This is a genomic window from Sphingomonas faeni (assembly GCF_040407505.1).
In the GTDB taxonomy this organism is placed as follows: Bacteria; Pseudomonadota; Alphaproteobacteria; order Sphingomonadales; family Sphingomonadaceae; genus Sphingomonas; species Sphingomonas faeni_E.
Genome location: NZ_JAPZPQ010000001.1, coordinates 600081 through 625040, shown reverse-complemented (window position 1 = coordinate 625040; position 24960 = coordinate 600081). Strand labels below are relative to the sequence as shown.

17 protein-coding genes are annotated in these 24960 nt (G+C 66.4%); 5 read left to right on the top strand and 12 right to left on the bottom strand.

Going from position 1 to position 24960, the window contains the following annotated elements; translation table 11 throughout:
* Window positions 1–24: 24 nt before the first annotated feature.
* On the bottom strand, window positions 25–516 hold the full coding sequence (locus tag O6X71_RS02955; RefSeq protein WP_353464366.1) for a TonB family protein: 492 nt from the start codon (window positions 514–516) through the stop codon (window positions 25–27).
* Between the two features lie 102 nt (window positions 517–618).
* On the opposite strand from O6X71_RS02955, the gene argJ reads away from it, so the two are divergent.
* A complete protein-coding gene (argJ, locus tag O6X71_RS02950) occupies window positions 619–1839 on the top strand; it encodes a bifunctional glutamate N-acetyltransferase/amino-acid acetyltransferase ArgJ (RefSeq protein ID WP_353464365.1) in 1221 nt (406 codons plus the stop codon).
* Window positions 1840–1892: 53 nt separating this feature from the next.
* Here the strand turns inward: argJ and trxA are convergent, their stop codons facing one another.
* The 7 genes from trxA to O6X71_RS02915 form a co-directional block, all read right to left on the bottom strand.
* Entirely contained in the window at window positions 1893–2216 is a 324-nt protein-coding gene (trxA, locus tag O6X71_RS02945) for a thioredoxin TrxA (protein ID WP_055877560.1), read from the bottom strand.
* A 64-nt stretch (window positions 2217–2280) separates the two neighbouring features.
* On the bottom strand, window positions 2281–5712 hold the full coding sequence (addA, locus tag O6X71_RS02940) for a double-strand break repair helicase AddA (protein ID WP_353464364.1): 3432 nt from the start codon (window positions 5710–5712) through the stop codon (window positions 2281–2283).
* Window positions 5696–8656 carry a double-strand break repair protein AddB gene (gene addB, locus O6X71_RS02935; RefSeq protein WP_353464363.1) on the bottom strand — a complete coding sequence of 987 codons (2961 nt, stop codon included), beginning with the start codon at window positions 8654–8656 and terminating at the stop codon, window positions 5696–5698. The genes addA and addB overlap by 17 nt, the downstream gene beginning before the upstream one ends.
* The gene (locus O6X71_RS02930; protein WP_353464362.1) at window positions 8649–9404 is read right to left on the bottom strand and encodes a nucleotidyltransferase family protein; all 756 of its coding nucleotides are present in this window, start codon (window positions 9402–9404) and stop codon (window positions 8649–8651) included. Before O6X71_RS02930 ends, addB begins: the two co-directional genes overlap by 8 nt.
* Window positions 9401–10369, bottom strand: a complete 969-nt coding sequence (locus tag O6X71_RS02925) for an aminoglycoside phosphotransferase family protein (protein WP_353465048.1) — start codon at window positions 10367–10369, stop codon at window positions 9401–9403. Before O6X71_RS02925 ends, O6X71_RS02930 begins: the two co-directional genes overlap by 4 nt.
* Entirely contained in the window at window positions 10366–10815 is a 450-nt protein-coding gene (gene tsaE / locus O6X71_RS02920; RefSeq protein WP_353464361.1) for a tRNA (adenosine(37)-N6)-threonylcarbamoyltransferase complex ATPase subunit type 1 TsaE, read from the bottom strand. The genes O6X71_RS02925 and tsaE overlap by 4 nt, the downstream gene beginning before the upstream one ends.
* A 118-nt stretch (window positions 10816–10933) precedes the next feature.
* Entirely contained in the window at window positions 10934–13297 is a 2364-nt protein-coding gene (locus tag O6X71_RS02915; RefSeq protein ID WP_353464360.1) for a sensor histidine kinase, read from the bottom strand.
* Between the two features lie 443 nt (window positions 13298–13740).
* Between O6X71_RS02915 and O6X71_RS02910 the strand changes: the two genes are divergently transcribed.
* Complete coding sequence (locus O6X71_RS02910) at window positions 13741–16533, top strand: TonB-dependent receptor domain-containing protein (protein ID WP_353465047.1); 2793 nt, start codon at window positions 13741–13743, stop codon at window positions 16531–16533.
* 115 nt (window positions 16534–16648) lie between these two features.
* On the opposite strand, the gene O6X71_RS02905 is transcribed toward O6X71_RS02910, so the two are convergent.
* From O6X71_RS02905 to O6X71_RS02895, 3 genes are all read right to left on the bottom strand, one after another.
* A complete protein-coding gene (locus O6X71_RS02905) occupies window positions 16649–17527 on the bottom strand; it encodes a hypothetical protein (RefSeq protein WP_353464359.1) in 879 nt (292 codons plus the stop codon).
* A gap of 169 nt (window positions 17528–17696) precedes the next feature.
* Window positions 17697–19130 (bottom strand): adenosylhomocysteinase, encoded by a 1434-nt coding sequence (gene ahcY, locus O6X71_RS02900; RefSeq protein ID WP_353464358.1) that lies wholly within the window; start codon window positions 19128–19130, stop codon window positions 17697–17699.
* 215 nt (window positions 19131–19345) lie between these two features.
* Entirely contained in the window at window positions 19346–19906 is a 561-nt protein-coding gene (locus tag O6X71_RS02895) for a YqgE/AlgH family protein (RefSeq protein ID WP_353464356.1), read from the bottom strand.
* Window positions 19907–20015: 109 nt separating this feature from the next.
* On the opposite strand from O6X71_RS02895, the gene O6X71_RS02890 reads away from it, so the two are divergent.
* The 3 genes from O6X71_RS02890 (at window position 20016) to O6X71_RS02880 (ending at window position 22724) form a co-directional block, all read left to right on the top strand.
* Entirely contained in the window at window positions 20016–20495 is a 480-nt protein-coding gene (locus O6X71_RS02890; RefSeq protein WP_056482135.1) for a peroxiredoxin, read from the top strand.
* Window positions 20496–20716: 221 nt separating this feature from the next.
* The gene (locus O6X71_RS02885) at window positions 20717–22153 is read left to right on the top strand and encodes an AMP nucleosidase (RefSeq protein WP_353464355.1); all 1437 of its coding nucleotides are present in this window, start codon (window positions 20717–20719) and stop codon (window positions 22151–22153) included.
* A 64-nt stretch (window positions 22154–22217) separates the two neighbouring features.
* Complete coding sequence (locus tag O6X71_RS02880) at window positions 22218–22724, top strand: hypothetical protein (RefSeq protein ID WP_353464353.1); 507 nt, start codon at window positions 22218–22220, stop codon at window positions 22722–22724.
* A gap of 272 nt (window positions 22725–22996) precedes the next feature.
* On the opposite strand, the gene O6X71_RS02875 is transcribed toward O6X71_RS02880, so the two are convergent.
* On the bottom strand, window positions 22997–24829 hold the full coding sequence (locus tag O6X71_RS02875; RefSeq protein ID WP_353464352.1) for a M2 family metallopeptidase: 1833 nt from the start codon (window positions 24827–24829) through the stop codon (window positions 22997–22999).
* Window positions 24830–24960 lie beyond the last annotated feature (131 nt).

Sequence of the window (24960 nt, the reverse complement as noted above, 5' to 3'; positions counted from 1 at the left end):
TGCGCGGAAAATCTACCGTTCGTCTCAGGGCAGCGCCCATCGAACGCGCGGCAATTCGATGCGCGAGGGGATTGCACGCCCCTTTGCGTCGCGTGCGGGAATGAACTGGCCGTGGCGAACCGCGGCCCGGCACGTTCCTTCGTCGAGTGCGCTGGTTCCACTCCCCACGAGGACTTCGCACGCCTCGACCGATCCATCGGCCGCGACGAGCAGCGCTGCTTTGACGGCACCTTCCTTGCTGGCCTGCCGCGCGGACTCGGGATAATCGTCGGCATCGAACCAGTCGGCATAGCGTCCGATCGGCTTGGCTGGCGTGGTAGCCAGAGGGAGGCTACGCGGGATCGTCGTCGGGAACGGTGCGCGCCACCAGCGATAGCCGTTGCTCGCGATCATCAGGAGGCATGCGGCCAAGGCGAAGCCGAGCGCGACGATCGACGCGACGACGACAACCATTACGCGGGTGGAGCTGCCGTCGAACCGACTTACAGGTCCTGCGCTCACGCCCTCGTCGATCATGCTGCGTCCTTCTTCCCCGTGACGTTGGACACCGGCAAACGTCAGCGGGTCAAGGGCAACCCGCGATCTTGCCCGCCGGATCGCAGAGACTATGAAGGCGTCATGCAGACCTCGCCCCTCGCCTTGCCCTTCCCCGATGCCCCTTCGATCGACGGAGTCGCGTTGCATGTCGCACGCGCGCAGTACAAGGCGTGGGACCGGTGCGACCTGACGTTCGTGACGCTCGATCCGGGGACGGTGGTGGCGGGCGTGCTGACGACCAGCAAATGCCCGTCGCCCGAGGTGGAGTGGTGCCGTGCGGCGCTGACGCTTGGTCAGGCGCGGGCGCTGGTCGTGAATGCGGGAAATTCCAACGCGTTCACCGGATCGCGTGGGCGGGCGGCGGTCGAGGCGATCGCGGCGCGGACGGCGGCGCATCTCGGGTGCCAGCCTTCGGACGTTTTCGTGTCCTCGACCGGCGTGATCGGCGTGCCGTTGCCGATCGACAAGGCCGAAGCCGGGTTGGACGCTGCCTTTGCCGCCGCGCCGTGCGGGTGGGAGGATGCGGCTGCAACGATCATGACGACCGACACGTTCACCAAGGGCGCGGTGACGACGGCAGTAATTGGCGATCGCACCGTGAGCCTCGTCGGGATCATCAAGGGTTCGGGGATGATCGCGCCGGACATGGCGACGATGCTCGGCTTCATCTTCACCGACGTCGCGGTCGAGCCGGAATTCCTGCAAGCCGCGCTGTCGAAGGCGAACGCGCCGAGCTTCTCGTGCATCACCGTCGACAGCGATACATCGACCAGCGACACGGTGCTGGCGTTCGCGACAGGCAAGGCCGGTAACGTCCCGCTGGAGGACGATGACAGCGTGGGGGCGGACGCCTTCCGCGCTGCACTGGCGGACCTGTGCCATCAACTCGCCATGCTCGTGGTTCGCGACGGCGAGGGCGCGCAGAAGCTTATCGAGATCCAGGTGACCGGCGCCGACAGCGACCGCAGCGCCCACCGCATCGCGATGAGCATTGCCAACTCGCCGCTGGTGAAGACCGCGATCGCCGGCGAGGACGCCAACTGGGGCCGTGTGGTCATGGCGGTCGGCAAGGCCGGCGAGCCCGCAGATCGGGACACGCTCTCGATCCGCTTCGGAAATACGCAGGTTGCGGAGGGTGGCTTGGCGCTGAGCGGCTATGACGAGGCGCCAGTAGCTGCGCACCTGAAAGGCCACCAGATCGAAATAGGCGTCGATCTTGCGCTCGGCGAGGGCAAAGCCACGGTGTGGACTTGCGACCTCACGCACGGCTACATCTCGATCAACGCTGACTATCGGAGCTGAGACCCGTGATCCCGTCACCCCAGCTTTCGCCGGGATGACGGAGGGAGTTTAGCTTAAGCGAGTTCGCCTTCGAGCCACGCCTTCAGCCGGCCCTTGGGCTCAGCGCCAACCTTGGTTGCCGCCGGTGCGCCACCCTTGAAGAGGATCATCGTCGGGATACCGCGGACGCCGTACTTGCCGGGCGCGTCGGGGTTCTCGTCGATGTTGAGCTTGGCGATCGTCACCTTCTCGCCGAGTTCTTCCGAGATTTCCTCGAGCGACGGCCCGATCATCTTGCACGGGCCGCACCATTCCGCCCAGAAATCGACGAGCACGGGGCCGTCGGCGTTCAGCACGTCCGCATCGAAGCTGGCATCGGTGATCTGCTTGGTCGCCATCGTGAATTCTCCTTGGTTGAGTCGTATCTAAGGTCGCTCGCGTGTGCGCTCAACCACCGGGGCGCTAGCTTTGCTCCGTGGGCCGATAGTGCGGCTTGTTCGCGGCCAGCGTCTCGTCGGTCAGCACGATCAACCGCGGGCCGGCCGTGTACAGCAAGGCTGCCTCGACCGACCGCCCCGGAAAGATCACGCTCAAGGCTTCGGCATAGGCCGCAATCTGCTTCAGATGGTAGTCCGGTACGTCGTCGAGGCTGCGCGGTGCGCGCCGACCGGTCTTGAAGTCGACGACGCGGATGCGGTCGGGCTCGATCAGCAGGCGATCGACCGTTCCCGACACGACCATGCCGTTCGCGAGGGTCGCGGCGATCGGCGCTTCGGCGAGCGTATCCGCGCTGAAAAGCCCGGCAAAGCGCGGATCGTCGAGCACTGCGACCACGCTCTGCACGATTTCGGACCGTGCTGCGGGATCGTCGACGCCGCCTGCTTTTGCCAGCCAGCGGTCCGCTGCCATCGCGCGGTCCATGGCAGCAACCGCCGGCAGCCGCTCGAACAGCGCATGGATAAGCCGGCCCCGCTCCGCTGCGACGCGCATCGCTGGCGTCGGCGGTGGATCGGACACCGCGTCGTCACCCAGCGCAGACGGTGACAAAGGACGAGGCGGGCGCGCTTCTTGCGGTGCGGGTTCATGCGCCCAAGCCGGCAGGTCTGCATCCGCCCGAATTTCGACCGAAGCCGAAGCCCTGGCGATCACCGCAGGCTGAGGCTCGACCCCGGCGAACGTCCGCGCGCCCTCACCCATCGGCACCTCGAGTGCCGTCAGTGCACGATCGGACGCGGCGTACCAGCTGTTCTCCGGCGGCACCCCCTTCGCGCGGGGCCCGAGCGCACCGGCGATCACCAGCCGCTCTTCGGCGCGCGTGGCGGCGACGTAGAACAGCCGCCAATGCTCCTCCAGTTCGCGCTGCTCGGCGGCGGACACGACCGCATCGAGCGGTCCGCCGCGCTCGCTCGACCGCGGCCGGAATACCGGGATCGGCGCGGCGCCAGCCTCGGGCGCCCATTTCAGGATCGAGCGCGGTGCCGCCGACGGGTCCGCCGTCGCATCCGCCAGGATCACCAGAGGCGCCTGCAACCCCTTGGCCCCGTGTGCGGTCATCACCCGGACAGCATCGAGCGGCGCCGACGGATCGCGGACGATCTCGACATCGCCGCGATCGAACCAGTCGAGGAAGCGCTGTAGCGAGGGCGTCGTCGTACTTTCGAACGTCAGCGCGGCGTTGAGCAATTCCTCGATCGGATCGCGCGCCTCGGTGCCGAGCCGGCGGATCAGTTTCCGGCGTCCGTCGAGCGGGCCCGAGAGCAGTTCCTCCAGGAACTGGTACGGCGTGGCGATGTCGGCACGTGCGAGCATCGCCAGCAGGGGCGCGAGCCGCGTCGCGGGTTGCGTGCGTTGCAGGTGGCGCCACAGCGGCCCGGCCTCGCGCGGTGCCGCTGCCATCAATTCGTCCTGCGTCCAGCCGATCAGTGGCGATACGAGCAGCGCGGCGACGCTGAGATCGTCCTCGGGCTGTAACACGAAGCGGATCGTCGCGAGCAGATCCTGCACCGCGAGCGGCGCGTTCAGTCGCAAGCGATCGACGCCCGCCACCGGCACGCCCTCGGCGTAGAGCCGCGCGACGATCAGCGAGGCGAGATCGCCGCGTCGCTTGACCAGGATCATCACGTCCTCGGGCCGCAACCGCCGCCCCTTGCTCTCCAACATCAGGCCGGTCTCGGGCGCGAGCCAGCCCTTCACCGCGCGCGCGATGTCGCTGGCGAGTTTACGCACCGCGTCGTCGACCCAGCCCTCTTCGTCGTCCTCGCTGCCGCCCGCCGACACCGGCGGCCATAAGGTCACAGTGCCAGGCCCGGCGACCTCGCTGGCGTGCTGTTCGACCTCGCCCGCAATACCGAGCCCCGGCTCGCCGATCGCATCGATCGCCGCATCGACGAACTCCAGCACGGTTCGCGTCGACCGGAACGAGTGGCGGAGCGACAGTCGTGCCAAGGGGAGCCCGCGTTCCTCCTCGGGCCAGTCGTCATCGCCCTCGGCCTCGCTCGCACGACCGCCGAAATACTGCTCGGCTGCCTGGAAATTGAGCGGATCGGTGCCCTGGAACCCGAAGATCGCCTGTTTGTAATCGCCGACCGTGAACAGGGTGCGAGTCGACGGCGCATAGATGCCGCGGCCGACGAAGAACTCGTCGGCCAGCGCGCGGACGATCCGCCACTGGTGGCCGTTGGTGTCCTGCGCCTCGTCGATGAGGAGGTGTTCGGTCGCCTGGTCGAGCTTGTAGCGGACCCATTCGCCGATCCCCGGCTGGTCGAGCAGCGCCACCGTCGTCGCGATCAGGTCGTCGAAATCGACTGCGCCCGCGCGCCGCTTGGCCAGCGCATAGCCGCGCGCATAATCGCGCCCGACTTCCAGCCCGTCGGCGAGCAGGTCGCAGTACGTCGCGCGCTGCACCATCGACAGCACGTCGGTGCACGCCTCGCCCAGATCGCGCGCGAGGACTTCGTAGTCGGGCTCGGCATCGATCAGTTTCTTCGAGGCTTTGCGCTGGGTGCCCGTTCCGGTGAGCACGACGCTGGCGAGTTCGTCCAACGTCGCCGCGCGATCCTCGGAGTCGAGCCAACGCTGCACGGTTGCCGCCGCGGCTTGGCCGGTGGCGGTCCCCCAGGCGCGGTTGGCCGCGGCTATGCGCGCGATTGCGTCGAGGTCGAGTGCGTCGCACCATTCCGCGATCGCTTCGTCGATGTCTCCGGACGGAAGCCCGAGTTCGCGACGGAGCCATGGCTGGATCCCGACCGGAAGAGCCTCCAATGCGGGCAGCGCACGAGCGCAAGCCAGCAGGAACGCCTCCGCCCCGCCCTCGCCCATTCGCAGCGACAGGCGTCCGACGATCTCGACCGGTCGCTCGCGGCCTTCGCGCTCTGCGTCGGACAGCATCGTCGCCAGCGCCTCGCGGGCGAGCCCCGCCTCTTCGCGCGCTTCCAGCGGTCGGAAGCCCGGCGTCAGCCCGGCCTCGACCGGGAACGCCGCCAGCAAGCCTTGGCAGAAGCCGTGAATCGTCTGGATGCGCAGGCCCCCGCCCGGCGCGTCGAGCACCTTGGCGAACAGGGTGCGCGCGCGGTCCTGCAACGCCTGTACCGGGCTCTCGCCGAGCGCGATCAGGTCCGCCGCGAGCGCCGGGGCGGGCATGCGCACCCATGCGGCGAGCCGGCCGTTAATGCGCTGCGCCATCTCCGCCGCGCCTGCCTTGGTGAAGGTCAGGCACAGGATCGCGCCGGGATCGACACCGCGTAGCAGCAGTCGGAACACGCGGGCGGCCAGGACCTGCGTCTTGCCCGTGCCGGCCGACGCGGACAGCCAGACGTGCGAGGCCGGGTTGCTCGCATCGGCCTGCGCGCCTCTCAGCCGGGGCAGCGTGGCGAGCGCATCACCGCTCACGGCCATACCATTCGTCGCGTCGCATCAGCTGGTCGTACTCGGCATAGGGGGCGTATTCGGGGACGAGTTTCGCGGTGAAGGCGGCGCTGCCGGTAAGCCATTCCCCGACGACTTCGGTGAAGTTGTGCGCGGCGATCGCGGTGAATTCGGCGGTCGGGATCTTGTCGCGCTTGCCCTCGGGATCGACCGGGCTCTCGATATAGCCGAACGCGTCGCGCTTCTTGCCGAGCGACCAATATTCGAACGCGCCTGCGGTGCCGGAAACGTCTGGGAACCCGCCGCGCTCGGCGATCAGGCCGAGCAGCCCGAGCTGAAGGCTGTAGCCGGCGCGGACCGCGGTCGGCGATGGCGGCTTGCCCGTCTTGTAGTCGATCACCGCGAGGCGCCCGTCGGGGAGCTTGTCGATGCGGTCGTAGCGACCTGACAAGGTCACGCCGGCGATCTCGATCTTGCCCTTGCCCTCGGCGCTGGCGACGGTGCGGCCGTCTTCGCCCTGCGCGACGATCGCGCTGGCGATCCAGTCGATCGCTTCGAGCAAGCGCGGCTGCCAGAGCGCGCGCATCATCGGGTGCGTGCGCTCGTCGTCGAGCATCGCCTTCGCGCGCTGCCGGAGCGTGTCGACGGTGCAGTTGTCCTGCTTCCACCATTGCTCGAGGATGTCGTGCACCGCCGTCCCGCGCCAAGCTGCACTGGGGTCCGCATCGACGGGGTCGAGCGGCATCAAGCCGAGCACGCGGCGCGCGTAGAAGGCGTAGGGGTCGGCCTTCAGGCGATCCACCTCGGTAACGGAGATCGCCTTCGGACGCAGCAGCGCAGGCGGCGACGGGGCGGGACGGTCGGCGGGGAGATGCTCGCCCGGATCGTCTAGCGCGCGCGTCCAGCCTTCCAGTGCCGATGCCCGCTCGAACCGATCGCCCGCGAGTGCCTGCAACCGGAGCCAGAGGCGCGAGGCCAGAGCGGGTGACTTGGCATCCCTGCGTGCCCGCGTGACTACCGCGCGAGGTGCGCCTAACGCCTGCGCAAAATCATGCGCCGCCGTGCCGACACGCCGCTCCAGGCCGGGCAGACCCAGCTCCATGCGGATGCGCGGCGCAAGCCAGGGATCTGGCGCAGGCCGCCCAGGCCACACGCCCTCGTTCAGCCCACCGAGCACCATGACGTCGGCGGTCTGCAAGCGTGCCTCGATCAGGCCATAGATCGCGAGACGTGGGTGGCCACCCGGCGCCGGCCGCACCGCGACTTCGTCGAGCAACGTCCGCAACAACTGCGGCAGTTCGCGTGGATCGATCCGCGGCGGCCCGGCGGGGGCTTCGGCTTCCAGATCGGCCAGGAACTCCGCCGCGGCACGCCCTGCGAGGCCCGACCATAGATTGTCGCCGCACAAGGTCTGCGCCGTCTCGCGCAGGCACGCGAGCACCGACGCCAAGGGCTGCGACCCCTGATCGAACGCGCCCGCCAGCGGCGTCAGCAGAGGCTGGACGTCGGTCCACCATGTTGCTGCCGTGCCTTTACGCTCCTCCAGATGTCCGGCGATCCCGTCGAGCCCCGCCGCCGGCCTTGGCCCGCGCAACCGTCGATCGAGCGCGCGTGCGCCATCGAGCCATAGCAAGCGATACTCGCCCGCGCGCACCAGCGGATGCTTCAGCAGCGCCAGCAATGCGAGCGGCGAGAAGCGCTGTGCCGCCGCCTCGGCCAGCGCGAGGAGCAACGTTCCCGGCGGCAGGATCGACAAGGGCCGACCTGCGCTGTCGTCGATGCCGATGTTCCAGCGCCCGAGATGCGCGGCTACCCGCCGCGCTAAGGCACGATCCGGCGTGACGAGAGCGGCGGTCCGCTCGGGTACCTCCAACGCCTCGCGCAGGACGAGCGCGATCGCCTGCGCTTCCTCTGCGGGCGTGGCGAGTTCGGCGGCGGTCACGCCCTTCAGGCGGCGATCCTCCGCGGCGATCTGCGTCCACTTGCCGGTGAAATCCGCGGGTGCGAGGGCGTTGGCGATGGCTCGGCCGCGCGCGGGGTCGGCGTCATGCCCTCCACCTTCGCGCCATGTCTGCACCTCGCCTCGGGCGACGCCCATGCGAAGGAGCATCAGCTTGGCGTCGAACTGCGGATGCGTTTCGATCGAGCGCCGCGTCAGCCCGGTGACCGGGTGCGGATCGTGCGGGCCGAGTGCGTCCCATTCCTCGTCCGGCAGCGCGAGGTCGAGGCCAGCGAATACCACCATTCCCTGCGGCATGTCTGCGATGCAGCGGAGTAGGCGCGCGACGGCGGGCGCGGAATCGGTCACGCCGGCCGCGCAGACTATCCCGGCGGGCGGCGCGTTCCGCCAGCGCTGGGCGAGCCGGTCGAGCAACGCCGAGCGCCGCGTCGCCGCATCGATCCGCTCCAGCCGCGCGAGTTCGCCGGGCCAGCGTTGCAGCACGATTTCGAACGTCGCCAGCGCGCGACGCCAGTGTTCGGTCAGTTCGGGGCCAAGCTCGATATCCCGCAGCTTGGTGGGCGGGACCTCCTCGACCAGCAACTGATCGAGCGTCCGTGCGAGTTCGCCTGCGAGGCGCACCGCTTCGGCGGCATCGACCGGATGGCCTTCGCGCGCCCGCTCTTCCGACACCAGCCGCGCGAGGATCATGCGGCGCTGATACGGCGGCACCGCGGGCAGCGGCGGATCGATGTCGTCCGCCGGATCGAGCGCGGCGCCAACCGCTTCGCCCATCTCCGGATCGCCCAGCGCCACCAGACGCGGGAGGACGAGCCCGCCGCCGCTCGCGCGGACGAACGCCTCGGTCACCGCCTTCACCGCGCGGTTGTTCGGCAATACGACCAGCGCGCGGGCGAGCGCCAGCGGATCGCGCCCCGCCCGCCGGGTCAGTCCGGCGACAAGCGCATCCGCAAACGCCCGATGCGCCGGGATCGTGTACAGCGTCGGGCGATCCGCCGTGGCGACGTCAGCCATCCGCGAGGATCGCCTCGGTCTTCGGGATCGCGGCGGGGGTGCCGACGTCGAACCAGAGGCCCTGGTGGACCTGCCCATAAGCGCGGCCCGCGGCTATCGCGCGGTCCCAGAAGATGTTCGTCGAGAACGGCCCCTCCGGCCAGTCGGCGATCAGCCGCGGGTGAAGGATCTGGATGCCGGTATAGGCGAACGGCGCGACCCGGCCGGGCTTGCGGCGGCCGACGATCCGCCCGTCGCTGCCGAGATAGAAATCGCCCATGCCAGCGTGATTGTTCGCGCGCGCGAGCGGCACCATCAGCAGCAGCGCGTCCATCTTCGTATCGTCCCAGCGCGACGCGAGCAGCCTGATCGCGTCGACCGGCCCGTCGATCCAGAGATTGTCGCTGTTGACCACCAGCACCGGCGCGTCGCCGAGCAGATGCCGCGCCTGGACGAGCCCGCCGCCCGTTTCCATCAGCATCTTCCGCTCGTCGGATATCACCACGTCGATCCCCGCGAACCGATCGGTGACGTGCGCCTCGAGCGTGTCCGCGAGGTAGTGCACGTTGACGACGGCTCGCTTGATCCCGGCGGCCTGCAAGCGTTCGAAGACGTGATCGATCAGCGGCTTGCCCGCAACCGTGACCAGCGGCTTTGGCCTCGTCGCCGTCAACGGCCGCATCCGCTTGCCCAGGCCGGCCGCCATCACCATCGCCGTCTCGGGCACCGTGCCGCGAGGGACAGGGCGGATCGTCTGCTGGCGGGTCACGCGCTCAAAGCCAGCGGATCGCCGCGTAGCGCGGGCGGTACATTCGCCCCGAACCACGCCGCGACCGGCGCCATAACTGGCTGGGCCAGATCGCGCTCGAGATACGCCCACACGCGCGGGCACATCGTCGCATAATGCGGCTTGCCGTCGCGCTTCCACAGCCGCGTGAAGATGCCGAGGATCTTGGCATTCCGCTGCGCCCCGAGCACGTGATACGCGTTCATGAAGCCGTCCCCCGCGTCCGCCGCCGCGCCGTATCGTTCCAGCATCGCCGCCTCCACCGCCGGATCGACCGTCCGCCGCGCATCCTGCAACAGCGACACCAAGTCATAGGCTGGATGCCCAGCAAGCGCGTCCTGGAAATCGAGCAGCCCGAGCGATCGCTCCGACCCGACGAGCATCAGGTTTTCGGCATGATAATCGCGCAAAACCGTGACCGGCGTCTCGGCGATGGCATGATCGAACACCGCCTCCCACGCCGCGTCCCAGCCTGCCAGATCGGGCTCGATCCCGACCGCCGGGCAATACCATTCGACGAATAGCCGCGCCTCGCGTTTCAGCACGGCGCGATCATAGGGGGGGACCGGCCCAGCTGGCTCGGCCCGCAGCCGGACCAGCAGGTCGATCGCCGGCGCATAAAGCGACAGTTCCTCGTCCGGCGCGGCGTCGACGGTCTCGCGCAAACGGATATCGCCAAAATCCTCGATCAGGACGAGCCCCTGGTCGAGGTCGCATGCGAGAATCGCGGGAGCCGCGAAATCGCGTTCGACCAACCACTCCGCCACCGCGATGAACGGGCGGGGATCTTCGTGTGGCGGCGGCGCGTCCATGAGGATCGCTTGCCGCCCTGCTTCGATCGCGCGGAAATAGCGGCGGAACGAGGCGTCGCCGGCGACCGGCAGAATCTGCGCGCCTCCCCAGCCATGGGCGTCCAGAAAAGCGGCGGCGCCGGGCGGCGGGGTCATGTCGGCCATCGCGACCTCCAAGCTTCCGGGACTCCGACTGTCAAGCTGCGCGTGCCGTCCGGCTCGATCGTCAGGCTCAGGCGAAGCGCATCCGGCCAGTAATCCGGGCCTGCGCGTTCCGGCCATTCAACCAGCAGCAGCGAGTCGTAGCGCGCGTCGTCGAGCGCGAGTTCCTCGATCTCGGCTGGGTCGCCGATGCGGTAGAGGTCGACGTGGAGCACGGGAAAACGCACTTCGGGCGGCTCGTAGGGCTGGACGATGGCGAAGCTGGGGGATGGGGCTTCGCCGGCGAGCCCGAGTGCGGCGAGGAGACCGCGGGCGACGCTGGTCTTGCCGGCGCCGAGCGTGCCTTCGAGGGTTATGACGTCGCCGGGGCAAACGCGCGTCGCGAGCATGGCCCCAAACGCTTCGGTCGCTTGGGGATCGGGTAGCAGGATTGCACGCATTAGCTCTCTCCCCCTCGGGGAGAGGGTTGGGTGAGGGGCTGTTCCGGGCGACGCGCTGCTTGGCGGCCCCTCACCCCGACCCTCTCCCCGGAGGGGAGAGGGAGCAGGTCATCCCCCATCATCTCCGCGGCAATTCGACGGTGATCAGCGTGCCGGCGCCCGGCTCCGAGACCAGTTCGATCGTCCCGCTATGCGCTTCCACGAACTGCTTCGCCAACGGCAACCCCAACCCCAAAGCTCGATCCCCCATAGGCTTGGACTCCGCGAACCGGTCGAACGCATGCGCCACCGCCTCAGCATCCATCCCGACCCCGTCGTCCGACACCACGATCCGCGCGGTCGTAGCGTTGCCGTCGGTGTGCAGCAGCACGCGCCCGCCGTCGGGTGTTGCCGCAACCGCATGCCGCAGCAGATGCTCGACGACCTCCTTCAGCCGCTTGGGATTGCCGTTCACCCGGCCAGTTGAGCGCGCGACCTCGATCGCGAAGTCGAGTTTACGTCGCTTGGCCGACGGCAGGATCGTTTCCGCCGCGGCGCGCACGGTAGCTGCGAGGTCCACGTCGCTCCGATCCGTCTCCGCACGGTCGCTCTCCGCCCGCGTCAGGTCAAGCACGTCGTCGACTAGCAACCCCAGCCGTTCGACGGACTCGAGGATCGCCCCGACATAGCCCTCGGCCTGCGGCGTCAGCGCGCCCGCGTAGCCGCCGTGGAGCATCTCCGCGAACCCGCTGATCGAGGTCAGCGGTGTGCGCAGTTCGTAGCTCATGTTGGCGACGAACGCCGTCTTCACCTTGTCGGTCGCTTCGAGCGCATCCGCCCGGTCGCGCAACGCCTGCTCCGCGCGACGGCTGTCGGTGATGTCGAGCATCGTGAACAGCGCATTCCCATCGGGCAACGGCACGCCGGCAAACTCGAAATGCCGCCCGTCGGCAAACGCCACGCGCCCGCCGCGCTGCTGGCGCCCGACCGTCGCCGACCGAACGAGATCGGGAATCAGCGCCGACCGGCCAGGTGTCGCGAGTTTCGCACCGGCGGCTTCGGCGAACGCATCGACGCGGGGGTGCGAGGCGAGGAATTCTTCCTCCAGGCCCCATAGCGCGCGAAACCGGTTGTTCCACAACTGCAGCCGACCATCTGCCGCAAACACGCCAAGCGCCTCGAACAGGTTGTCGAACGTCGCGGTCCGCACCCGCAGCAACGTGTCGCGCGCGCTGGCAAGCTGGACCTGCTCGGTGCGATCCTCGAAGATGAGCAACAAGCCGCCATCGGGAAGCGGCTGCGCGACGACGCGGAGATGCGTCCCGCCGCGCAGATGCCAATTCTCCTCCATCGCACCGCCGCCGGGGGAGCTGTTCGTCTGCATGAACCAGTCACGCCGCTCCGCCTTCCAGCTCGGGAAATCGCGAACCTCGGGCAGCCGGTTCGCCTCACGCATCCGTTCGAGCACGCGGTCGAACTCGGGGCGATCGGCAAGCCATTCGCTCCGCATCGCGAACATCCGGCGGAACGGCTGGTTGCAGAATACGAGCGAGCGATCGCCGCCGAACTGCGCCACGCCCGCCGACAGCCGGTCGAGCATCGCGCGCTGGGCTTCGGCAAACCGCTTGGCGCCCGACCGTGCCTGCTCGAGTTCCTCGATATCGATCGCGAACCCGGCGACGCCACCACTCGGCAGCGGGACGTCGTAGATCTGCAAGGATCGCCGCGCGCCGTCGATCGTCGCGGGCAGGACCTGCTGATGCGGCCGTCCCTGCTCGCGCGCGACCGCCGCGCCGGCGAGCGGCCCGCCACGCCCCGATCCCTCGACCAGTTCCAGTCCGCGCGCGACGACATCGGCGGCATCGCGACCCTCGACCGCATCGACATACGCAGAATTGACCATCGCCAGTCGCAAGTCGGTCGCGCGATACCACATCGGCATCGGCGCCGCTTCGATCAGCCCGGTCAGCGACTCATACGCCTCGCCGAGTCGCGCAGTCTCGGAACCAAGTCGCGCGATCTCCGCCTCGCTGTCGGTCGCATCGAACGCCCAGAGCAGCACCGCCCCGGTCGCCCCCATCTCGCCCGGCGCGCGCGCGCCGCGAAACGTGATCGCTCGCGTCGAGCCCTGCAACCGCACTGACCGGACGAACGCCCGCCCCGACCGCTGCGCCGCCGTGACGTCGGCAATCAATCGCGCGGCATCGTCGGCGGACAGGCCTGTCCCGCCGGCTGCGAGTTCCGCGATCGATCGCGGTGGCGCGTCGAGCCCCAACCAGTCCGCCATCCGCTGCGTCATCTCGATCCGCCCGCCAGAACGGATCACCGTCACGATCGCCGGCGACCCGTCGAGGATCGCATTGAGGTGTGCATTGCCTTCCACAGCGTGACGTGCATCCGCACGGAGCCGCAGGCCGGAGAATGTAAGATATCCCGCCGCCAGGATGAACAACAGGATCACGACCCCCGCCGACAGGGTCCACACGAGTGCGGTTGCGGTCATCGCGAAAGCGACATCAGACGGGCGAGTGACGAGGCGGGATCATACTGCCGACTGTAGAAGCGTCGGCCCCGACGGGGAAGTCGCCGCAGGACCGAAATGCGCAGCCTATGTCCAGCCCACGTCGCCCGACCAACCTTTAATGTGTCAATTATGTAACGGTCTGGAGCATTCGAACAAAGACGGGCTGTGCGGCAGCATTAACGATTGTCTCTTGCCATAATCGCCGTTCATATCTGGGTGATAGCGCGCGGTACGCGCATCTCTTAGGGGCCATCATGATACTCAAAACCGTTCTGCTTGCCACCAGCGCATTTACGGCAACAGTACTGTCTATGCCGGCTGTCGCGACTGCGTAGGTTGCTCCCACCCAGACAGATTGCAGCGTTGATCCTCGCGGACCTGGCTGTCCCCCGGCAGAAGGTTCGGCGACGGCTGATGAAACGATCGTCGTTACCGGCTCGCGTATCCGTCGCCCCGATCTCGAATCGGCATCGCCCGTCGCAGTCGTCGACGCGCAACAGATCCAGTCGCAGGGCATCGTCAATACGCAGGACTTGCTGCAGAAGCTCCCACAGGTCGGCATTCCCGGCCTGAGCCGCACGAATAGCAACTTCCTGACGTCGGGTAACGGCGTCGCGACGATCAACCTTCGCAACCTCGGCGATTCCCGCACGCTCGTGCTGGTCAACGGTCGCCGCTTCGTGCCAGGCGTCGTCGGCACGTCGATCGTCGACGTGAACAACATCCCGGCGGATTTCGTCGAGCGCATCGAAGTCGTCACCGGCGGCGCATCGGCGATCTACGGCTCGGACGCGATCGCCGGTGTCGTCAACTATGTGCTCAAGACCGACATGCAGGGTATCACCGCCCGCGCACAGTATGGGTTGACCAGCCGCGGCGACAATCCGAATTACACCGCCAGCATCACCGGCGGCACAAAGTTTGGCTCCGATGGTCAGGGTTCGATCATCCTGAACGGGACCTATTCGAAGGATCTCGGCCTGCTGTCGAACAAGCGCGCCATCTCGGCGCAGGATTGCTCGGCGGCCGGTTGCGGGCCGCAGTCGTACAGCTCGTATCCTGCTCAAGGCAGGTTCCAATTTACCAACGCTAATGGCGCGTCGAGCAACGCTGGCGGTTACGCTAGTAACTTGTTCACGTTCAACCCGGACAACTCGGTCGTCACTGGCTTCCCGACCGGCTACGGATTCAATCGCAATGCGGTACGTCGTATCTCGACCCCGATCGAGCGGTACCTTGCGGCTGGTGCGGCGCAGTACAAGTTCAGCGATGCCGTGACGGCGTTCCTCGAAGGCACCTACGCGAAGACCAAGTCCAGCTCGCAGATCGAGGCGCTCGCACTCGATTCCGGTTTGGATGTCGGTGCCGGCTACGCGATCGACAATCCCTACATCCCTGCGTCGATCCGTCAGCAGATCATCGCGCGCAACAGCGACGGCATCGCATCGAACGACGTGACGTCGATCGCCTTCCGTCGTCGCCAGAACGAGGTGTTCAGCCGCAGCAACACGAACAGCCGCGACACGTTCCGCATCGCCGGTGGCTTCCGCGGGGATATCAGCCCCAAGTGGCAGTATGAAGTGTCGGGCGTCTATGGCCAGCTGAAGGACAACACCCGCAGCCAGGACATCGACATCACGAAGTACGCGAACGCGCTCGATGCCGTCACCGATGCGACCGGCACGATCGTCTGCCGCGACCCCGCCGCTCGCGCAGCGGGCTGCGCACCGATCAACCTGTTCGGCTACAACACGGCGAGCGCCGCGGCATCGACCTATGTCCAGTCCGACGTGCCACGTTCGGTCGCGATCAAGAACACGCAGTTCGTCGCGAATGCGAGCCTCAGCGGTTCGCTGCTCACGCTACCTTATGGTGACGTGAAGGTTGCCTTCGGTGGCGAATATCGTCGCGAGAAGAGCAGCGAGAACTGGGACGCGCTGACCAACGCCGGCCTGAATTCGGGTAACCAGACGCCGGATACCGTTGGCCAGTTCAACGTAAAGGAAGCGTTCGGCGAAATCGACATTCCGCTGTTGAAGGACTTGCCGTTCGTCAATTCGCTGAGCTTGCAGGGTGCTGCACGCTACTCGGATTATTCGACGATCGGCACCGTGTTCAGCTGGAACGCAGGCGGCGAATATTCGCCGGTCCGCGGTCTTCGCTTCCGCGGCAACTACGCCGTTGCAAACCGTGCCCCGAACATTGGCGAGCTGTTCTCGTCCGCATCGGAAACCTTCCCGTCGGTTCAGGATCCCTGTGACGGCGTGACCGCGGCCTCCACCGGCACTTACGCCAATGCCTGCCGCCAGATCCCGGCGATCGCAGCGGCAGTCCGCAACGGTGGGACGTTCCAGTACACACTGGCCGACATCCAGAGCATCAACGGCTTCGATGGCGGCAATCGCAACCTGACCGAGGAGAAGGCGAAGACCATCACCCTCGGCGCAGTGATCGCCCCGGACCAGATCCGCGGGTTCAGCCTGACGGTCGATTACTTCAACATCAAGCTGGACAACGCGATCGGCATCGTGCCGCGCGCCACGTCGATCCAGCAGTGCCTGCTCACTAGCCAGCCGCAGTTCTGCAACAACGTCATCCGCTACGACAACACCGGCTACATCCGCACGGTGAACGCGCAGAACATCAACATCTCGGATACCAAGACGAGCGGCATCGACGTCAACCTGCGCTACGGTCGGGCACTCGGCCTGATCACTGACGATCGGCTCGACCTGAGTGTGCTCTACACGCACACCATCAGCTACAAGTCGCAGTCCGATCCGGCGGCTCCCGTCAACAGCGGCGTGGGCAATCTGGAATTCGGCGGCGTCTTCCGCGACAAGGTCAACGCAACGGCCAGCTATAGCGCCGGCCCGTTCAGCGTGAACTGGACCGCGACGTATCTCAGCCCGATGGTCGACACCGTTCGCGACGAGTTCGCTGAATATGCCGACTCGATCGACCTGGCACCCGAGATCGCCGCGCATAACGAGATCAAGGCGCGGATCTATCATGATGTCCAGTTGCGCGCTCGCGTCGGCGAAGAGAGCAAGCAGATGGAAATGTTCTTCGGCGTCACCAATTTGTTCGACCGCAAGCCGCCAAAGCTCGAGGACTCCGTGTTCTACGGCACGATCACCGGAACGACGACCGCCGCGGATATCTACGATCCGATCGGCCGCCGCTTCTACGTGGGTGCACAGCTGAGGTTCTAGGATCGGAAAATTTTCCGGACGGTGGATCGGGCGGGGCAGGCAACTGTCCCGCCCATCTGCGTTTGAGACGGTTCGTCCCGTTCGCCAAAATGTCCCGTCCAGATGGACAGCTAGCTCATTTGGTCGCCAAGTCCTTCTCGACGCTCGCCCGCAGGATCTTCCTCTGAGTAAGTGCAGGTCGACGTCCGTCCATCGCGTAGAGATTGGTCAGCACGCTGCGATCGATGGCGGTCATCGCCAGCGACTTCAGCGCCGGGCGCAACGCCGGGTCGGTTCGCGATCGGTCACGCAGCCCGAACAGCCCGAGAATAGTGGATGGCTCGTAGGTTGGCACCAGCTTGGGGCGCGACAAGGTTACCAGGCACAGATAGTCGCCCAACTGCCCCCAGGTAACATCGGCGATGTCGTGCGCATCTATCACCGCCACGGTCCTGACCAGACGCTGCCGCGTTTGCTTCCTCAGCCGGGATACCGCTCCTCCCGACTCCGAAAGATCGATCTCGTCGAGACCCATCCACGTCACCGGGCGGGGCATCAACAGCTCCTCCCATTCCGATTTTCGCGCGAACCCATATTGCGGGTCGCGCAGCAATTCGGGCGCTCGCTTCCTGATGTCCAGCAGCACATCGCGCGGTCGGTCGGTGAAAACGATGACGATGTTGGGCGCGCAGTCACGCTTGGCCTCGACCGGAATCTTGAGCGTTCGCGCGGTCGCTTCGATACGATCCCGGAGGAAGTTGGCGTGCCCCGCTTCGAGGCCGACGACCCCGACGCATACGCTCCACTCCCATCTCGCGATCTGTCGCCCGCCGCGTAACGGCGCGATATTGTCGATCAGGCGAGCCACCTCACCGGATCGACGTGCTTCGACAACGATCTGATCGTTTGAAAGCTCACCCTGCGCATCCTGCGCTTGCAACACCGTCGGTCCAACACCGATCATCGACCCGACAAGAGATAGCACGGCACGACGTAGCGCAAGACTGGGCATCATCCACGTCTCCAGAAATGAAGATGCCCTAGTCTAAGCGGCGCAGCACGACGGCGACAACCCTTCTGCCTTCGCGCTCCAGCATACGAAGCAACCCGAGTTGACCATATACGAAAAGACCGCGCCCACTGACTGGTGGACGCGGCCCTTTACGCGGCGATCGTATGGACGATCAGTAGCGGTAATGGTCCGGCTTGAACGGGCCTTCGACCGGCACACCGATGTAGCCGGCCTGCTTGTCCGAAAGCTTCGACAGCTTCACGCCGAGCTTCTCAAGGTGAAGCATCGCGACCTTCTCGTCGAGGTGCTTCGGCAGGACGTAGACTTCGTTCTTGTAGTTCTCGCCCTTGGTCCAGAGCTCGATCTGCGCGAGCGTCTGGTTGGTGAACGAGGCCGACATCACGAACGACGGGTGGCCGGTGGCGCAACCGAGGTTCACCAGGCGACCCTTCGCCAGGATGATGATCTGCTTGCCGTCCGGGAACTTCACCAGGTCGGTGCCCGGCTTCACTTCGGTCCAGTCGTAGTTCGACAGCGCGGCGATCTGGATCTCCGAGTCGAAGTGGCCGATGTTGCAGACGATCGACATCGGCTTCATCGCCTTCATGTGATCGGCGGTGATGACGTCGGCGTTGCCGGTCGCGGTGCAGAAGATGTCGGCGCGCTTCACGGCCTCTTCCATCGTCACGACCTCGAAGCCCTCCATCGCCGCCTGCAGTGCGCAGATCGGATCGACTTCGGTGACCATCACGCGCGCGCCGCCGTTGCGGAGCGACTGGGCCGAGCCCTTGCCGACGTCACCGAAACCGGCGACGCAGGCGACCTTGCCGGCGAGCATGACGTCGGTCGCGCGACGGATCGCGTCGACCAGCGACTCCTTGCAACCGTAGAGGTTGTCGAACTTCGACTTGGTGACCGAGTCGTTGACGTTGATCGCCGGGAACGGCAGCTCGCCCTTCTTGGCGATCTCGTACAGGCGGTGGACGCCCGTGGTGGTCTCTTCCGAGACGCCCTTCAGGTTCTTGACGGTCTCGGTCAGGTAGCCGGGGTTCTTTGCGACGTACGCCTTGAGCGCGCGCTGCATCTCAACCTCTTCCTCGTTCTCGGGCTCGGGCATCGTGTGGCCGGCTTCGAGCTTGGCGCCCCAGAGCGCGAACATCGTCGCGTCGCCGCCGTCATCTAGGATGATGTTGGCGGTCTGGCCCTCGACGTCGCGATCCCACGAGAAGATGTCGCCGACATAGTTCCAATAGTCCGCGAGGCTCTCGCCCTTGATCGCGAACACCGGCACGCCGGTCGCGGCGATCGCGGCGGCGGCATGGTCCTGCGTCGAGAAGATGTTGCACGTCGCCCAGCGGACGTCGGCGCCGAGCGCGGTCAGCGTCTCGATCAGCACCGCGGTCTGGATCGTCATGTGCAGCGAACCGGTGATGCGCGCGCCCTTGAGCGGCTGCGACGCGCCGAATTCGGTGCGCAGCGACATCAGGCCGGGCATTTCGGTCTCGGCGATGTTGATCTCGGCGCGGCCGAAATCGGCGAGGCTGATGTCGGCGACGACGTAGTCGGTCGCATTGCCGGACTGCGCGGGGGCGAGGGTGGTGGCCACGATGGGTCTCCTGGAAATTCTGTGATCGGCGAGCCTCATGCCCGTGCCGGATGTGGTGTCACTTAGGGGATCGAGGGGCTCAAATCAAATATAAAGATATCTTTATATGACATGTTGGAGTCGCTTGGGCAGCATGTTCTCCTGCGAACGCAGGAGCCCAGGGTAACGAACGGTGCCCTGTGTGATCCTGGGCTCCTGCGTTCGCAGGAGAACGGCTAGGCCCGCCCCGTCTCAGCCACGAGCAGCCGCGGGTCCACGCCAGCCTGAGCGAAGGCGAGGGTCCAGCGATCCTCCGCCGCGGTATCGAATAGCAATTCCGTATCGCCGAGGACATTGAACCAGCCCGGCCGCGACAGCTCGCCCTCGAGCTGTCCGCCATCCCAACCGGCATAGCCAAGCGCCACCACCCACTCCGACGGGCCCTTCCCCTCGGCGATCGCGCGCAGAACGTCGACCGTGCTCGACAGCTTCCACCGCCCGGCGACATCGACCGAATCCTGCCCGCCCCAGTCGGACGAGTGCACAACGAAACCGCGCCGCGGCTCGACCGGCCCGCCGAAATGCACGGCTGCGTTGGGCGCATCGCCGGGCTCGATCCCGAACTGTTCGAGGAGATCGTGGAAGCCGAGTCCGTCGATCGTCGCGCCGATCCCGATGCCGATCGCGCCATTCTCGTCATGGCTGCACATCGCGATCACCGCGCGGGCAAAGCGTGGATCGCTCATCCCCGGCATCGCGAGCAGGAATTGTCCGGAAAGAAAGGGCGTCTTGTCCATGCGTTCGACCATAGCGACGCGGACGAGCGCCCGCCACGCTTGAAATACTCGCGCCCGCGTCCAAGGTACGGCTCGCCCGCGACCAATGCGCGGCGACAGGAGATTTCAGATGACGATCAGCGTCGGCGACCGGCTTCCCACCACCAATCTCGTCAAGGCGACCGCAGACGGCCCAGACCAGGTCGATACCGACAGCTTCTTCAAGGGCCGCAAGGTCGCGCTTTTCGCAGTCCCCGGCGCGTTCACGCCGACCTGCTCGGCCAAGCACTTGCCCGGTTTCGTCGAGAAGGAAGCCGAGCTGAAGGCCAAGGGCATCGACGAGGTCGCATGCGTCTCGGTCAACGACGCGTTCGTGATGGGTGCGTGGGGCAAGTCGGCAGGCGCCGGCGACATCACGCTGCTCGCGGACGGTAATGGCGATTTCGCCAAGGCGATCGGGCTGACGATGGACGGCTCGGGCTTCGGCATGGGCATTCGCAGCCAGCGTTACTCGATGCTGGTGAACGACGGCGTGGTCGAGCAGCTGAACGTCGAGGCCCCCGGCGAGTTCAAGGTGAGTTCGGCCGAGCATCTCCTCAGCGAAATCTAATGCGAGAGGGGCGGGAGCGATACCCGCCCTCATCACCACCCCGGCGAAGGCCGGGGCCCAATTGGCAAGGCCGAGGTAACTTCGGCCCGGCCTCTGTTACATACGTCCCCCAATTGGGCCCCGGCCTCCACCGGGGTGGTGTATTAACGCCGGGCGCGCATTAAACGTGCCCTTCCCCCGCAAGTCTTGCCACCGTAACCTGCGCCACCTAACACTGCCCGATGACAATCGCATCCGACCTCGTCGCCGACCTCGATAGCCTCTACCGCGCCTCCGTCGAGCGCCTCCAAGCCGCCATGAGCGCCTATATCGCCGACGGCACGACACCCGATCCGACCAGCCGTACCGACGGCTCGTTCGCCTATCCCGAGATTCGGTTGACCTATAAGGGCGGCGTCGATCGCCCGACCCCGCTGCGATCGTTCGGCCGCTTGGTCAACGCGGGCGAATACCGCATCAGCGTCACCAAGCCCGCGATCTTCGCCGAATACCTAACCGAACAGCTGACGCTGCTGATCGAGGATTACGACGTCACCGTCGAAGCGGTCGAGGGTCGCCAGGAAATCCCGTTCCCTTACGTGATCGAACCCGGCCACGCGCTGAGCCTCGACGAGGTCTCCGCCACCGAATTGTCGCGCCACTTCCCGGCCACCGAACTCGCGCATATCGGCGACGAGATCGCCGATGGCCTCTGGGTCGCCAACGACGAAACGCGCCCACTCGCGCTGTTCGACGGCCTGCGCACCGATTTCAGCCTTGCCCGCCTGCGCCACTACATGGGCACGCCGGCGGAACACGCGCAGCGCTTCGTGCTGTTCACCAACTACCACCGGTATGTCGACGAGTTCGTCCGGTGGGCGGGGACGCAGCTTGGTGAAGGCTCGCGCTTCACAAGCCTCTCCGGCGCAGGCGGGATCACGATCTCGTCGGGCGACGACATCGACAAGATCATCTCCGACAGCGCGTGGCGCCGTCACCAGATGCCCGCCTATCACCTAATGGCGGACGATCGTACCGGCATCACACTTGTCAACATCGGGGTCGGGCCGTCGAACGCGAAGACGATCTGCGACCATCTCGCGGTGTTGCGCCCCGAGGCGTGGCTGATGATCGGCCATTGCGGCGGCTTGCGTCCGAGCCAGCGGATCGGCGATTACGTTCTCGCACACGCGTACCTGCGCGACGACCACGTCCTCGACGACGTCCTGCCGCCGGAAATCCCGATCCCCGCGATCGCCGAAGTCCAGCTCGCCATGGCGAAGGCGGCCGAGATCGTCTCGGGCCAGTCGGGCGAAGAACTCAAGCGCCGCCTCCGCACCGGCACGATCGTCACCACCGACGATCGCAACTGGGAACTCCGCTATTCGAAGTCCGCGCTCCGCTTCTCGCTCAGCCGCGCGGTTGGCATCGACATGGAGTCCGCTACGATCGCCGCGCAGGGCTATCGCTTCCGCGTCCCCTACGGCACGCTGCTTTGCGTTTCCGACAAGCCGCTCCACGGCGAACTGAAGCTGCCCGGCCAAGCCAACCGCTTCTACGAGCGCGCGATCAGCGAGCATCTGCGGATCGGGATCGAGACATGCGAACAGCTCCGCCTCGAAGGGTCGAAGCTTCATAGCCGCAAGCTCCGTGCGTTCGACGAGCCGCCGTTCCGCTAAAAACCGGAGCGGATCGGACGGGAATGCGTTACGCTTCCGGAATCATTGCTGAGGGAAGATAGAAGTGGCCGACACCGACACGCCCGATACGGAAGCAAAGAAGCCCGCCGCCCGCCGTCGCGCGCCGCGCAAGACGAGCGCGCCGAAGGCGGCACCGGCTGCCACGTCGTCGGCCAAGCCGGTCGCGTCCAAGCCCGTGCCGGTTGCAAAGCCGGTTGCGGACAAGCCTGTGGCTGCAGCGCCGCCGAAGCCTGCGGCCAAGCCTGCGCCGAAGCCACGCTCGACCAAGCGCAGCACACCGCGCCCGGTCCCCGCGCGCAACGCAGCGACGCCGGCCCCGGTCGCCAAGCCCGCGGAAAAGACCCGCGGCAAATGGGGTGCGGCTGCGATCTTCAGTGGGGTCGCGGTCGCCGGAGCGGCGGTTGGCGCGTTGCTGACCTTGCGCGGCAGCACGCCCAAGGCTCAGTCAGCGCCCAAGCCGAAGGGCAAGCACGCGCACCAGGCTGACGGGGCGGATTCGTCGAAGTCGTTCGACGCCGGCATCGCCGATCCGGGGACGGTTCCGGAGTAAGCATCCCCTCCCGACCGAGTACCGAATAAATACTCCACCCCGGCGAAGGCCGGGGCCCAATTGGAACGTCTTTAGTAACGAACCGCATCGCTCTGTTAGCGGCGTTTCCCAATTGGGCCCCGGCCTTCGCCGGGGTGGTAAAAACGAGAGAGTGCCGCTGCCAATTGTTCCCCCGCGGATGCGGGGGCCCAGCTAAAGCCACGGATGCGTTCGTAACCCTGGGCCCCCGCTTTCGCGGGGGAACTAGAAGTTGGAGTGGTCAGGTTTATCCCTCACCACCCAGTCGGCTTCCCCTTGTTCTGCACGTCCAGCCAAGCCTTCAACGGCGCGAAATACTCCACCAGCGCCGCGCCCGACATCTCCCGGCTCCCGGTGAACACCTGCAACGCGTCCGGCCAGGGCTTCGACTGCCCCATGCTCAGCATCGCGTTCAATTTCGTGCCCACCGCCTTGTTGCCGTAGAACGAGCAGCGATGCAGCGGCCCCTTCCAGCCGGACTGGTCGCACGCCGCCTTGTAGAACTGGAACTGCAACACCCGCGCCAGGAAGTAGCGCGTGTACGGCACCGCCGCCGGGATGTGGTATTTCGCGCCCGCATCGAACTTGGTCTCGTCGCGTGCGACCGGCGGCTTGATACCCTGATACTGAAGCCGCAACTGATCCCACGCCGCCTGATAGCCAGTCGCCGGAATCTGCCCCGAGAACACGCCCCAGCGCCATTTGTCGATCAGCAGCCCGAACGGCAGGAACGCGACCTTGTCCATCGCCTGGCGCAACAGCAGCCCGATATCCTTGTCCGCGCTCGGCACCTTCGCCTGATCGAGCAGGCCGATCTTCACCAGGTAATCCGGCGTGATCGACAGCGCGACGGTATCGCCGATCGCCTCGTGAAAACCGTCGTTCGCGCCGTTCGCGTACAGGAACGGCTGCGCCTTGTACGCGCGTTGATAGTAATTGTGGCCGAGCTCATGGTGGATCGTGACGAAATCGTCGGCATTCACCTTCGTGCACATCTTGATCCGGATATCGTCCTGGGCGTCGATATCCCACGCCGATGCGTGACAGATCACATCGCGGTCCGCAGGCTTGGTAATCTGCGACCGCTTCCAGAATGTCTCAGGCAGCGGTGCAAAGCCGAGCGACGAATAGAATCCCTCGCCCTGCTTCACCATCTTGAGCGGATCATACCCCTTCGCCTTGAGCAGATCGCCGGTGTCGAAACCCAGATCGCCCGCGCCCTTGGGTGCGACGATGTCGTAGATATTGCCCCATTCCTGCGCCCACATGTTGCCGAGCAGGTCGCTGCGGATCGGCCCGGTCTTCGCCTGCACCGCATCGCCGTATTTCTCGTTCAGCTTCCACCGCGTGTAGGTGTGGAGCGCCATGTAGAGCGGCTCGACCTGCTTCCAGATCGTGTCGGTCAGCGCCGCGAACTGCTCGGGCGTCATATCGTAGCCCGAGCGCCACAGTGCGCCGACGTCCTTGTAGCCAAGCTCGCGCGCGCCCTCGTTCGAGATCGCGGTCATCTTCGCATAGTCGCCGCGCATCGGCGCCCCGACCTTGTCGTTCCAGCTCGTCCACATCTCGGTCAGCTTGGCGGGATCGCGCGTCGAGCCCATCGCCGCCTCGATATCCGATCCGTTGATCGGCTTGCCGTCGAGCGTCCCCATGCCCTTGCCGTAGGAGGACGACATCTTGGTGGTCAGCGTCGACAGTTCCTCGGACGCCCCTGCCCGCGTCGGCGCGGGCAGCGTCAGCCCGCCGCGCAGCAAGTCGAGCTTGCGCTTCGTATCGAACGACAGGCCCGGCAGCGACGCATAGCGCGCGGCGCCTAGCGCATACTTCACCCCGAGATCGGTCATCTCCGCGCCCGACTTCGCTGCCAGCGCATCGGTATCGTCGGTGATGTAGGTCGCGTTGACCCACGCCACGCGGTTGGCGTCGAGCGAGGCAGCGGCCATCGCCTTCTCTGCCTCAACGACGAACGCATCTGCCTGTGCGACCGTCGGCTTGCCGGTGGTGGCGGGTGCTGCAGTCTGGGCCCGCGCTACGGACGGCACGGCGATCGCGCACGCGAGCGCGATCAGAGAGACGGTACGGATCATGATCTTCCCCTGGATTATGCGCCCAGAGTGATTATCCGCCGTCGCCTGGTCAACTGTCTCTGGCCGACCTTGCGATCCTCCCCCGCCAGGGGGAGGTGGCGCCGGAGGCGACGGAGGGGAGGAACGCGCAA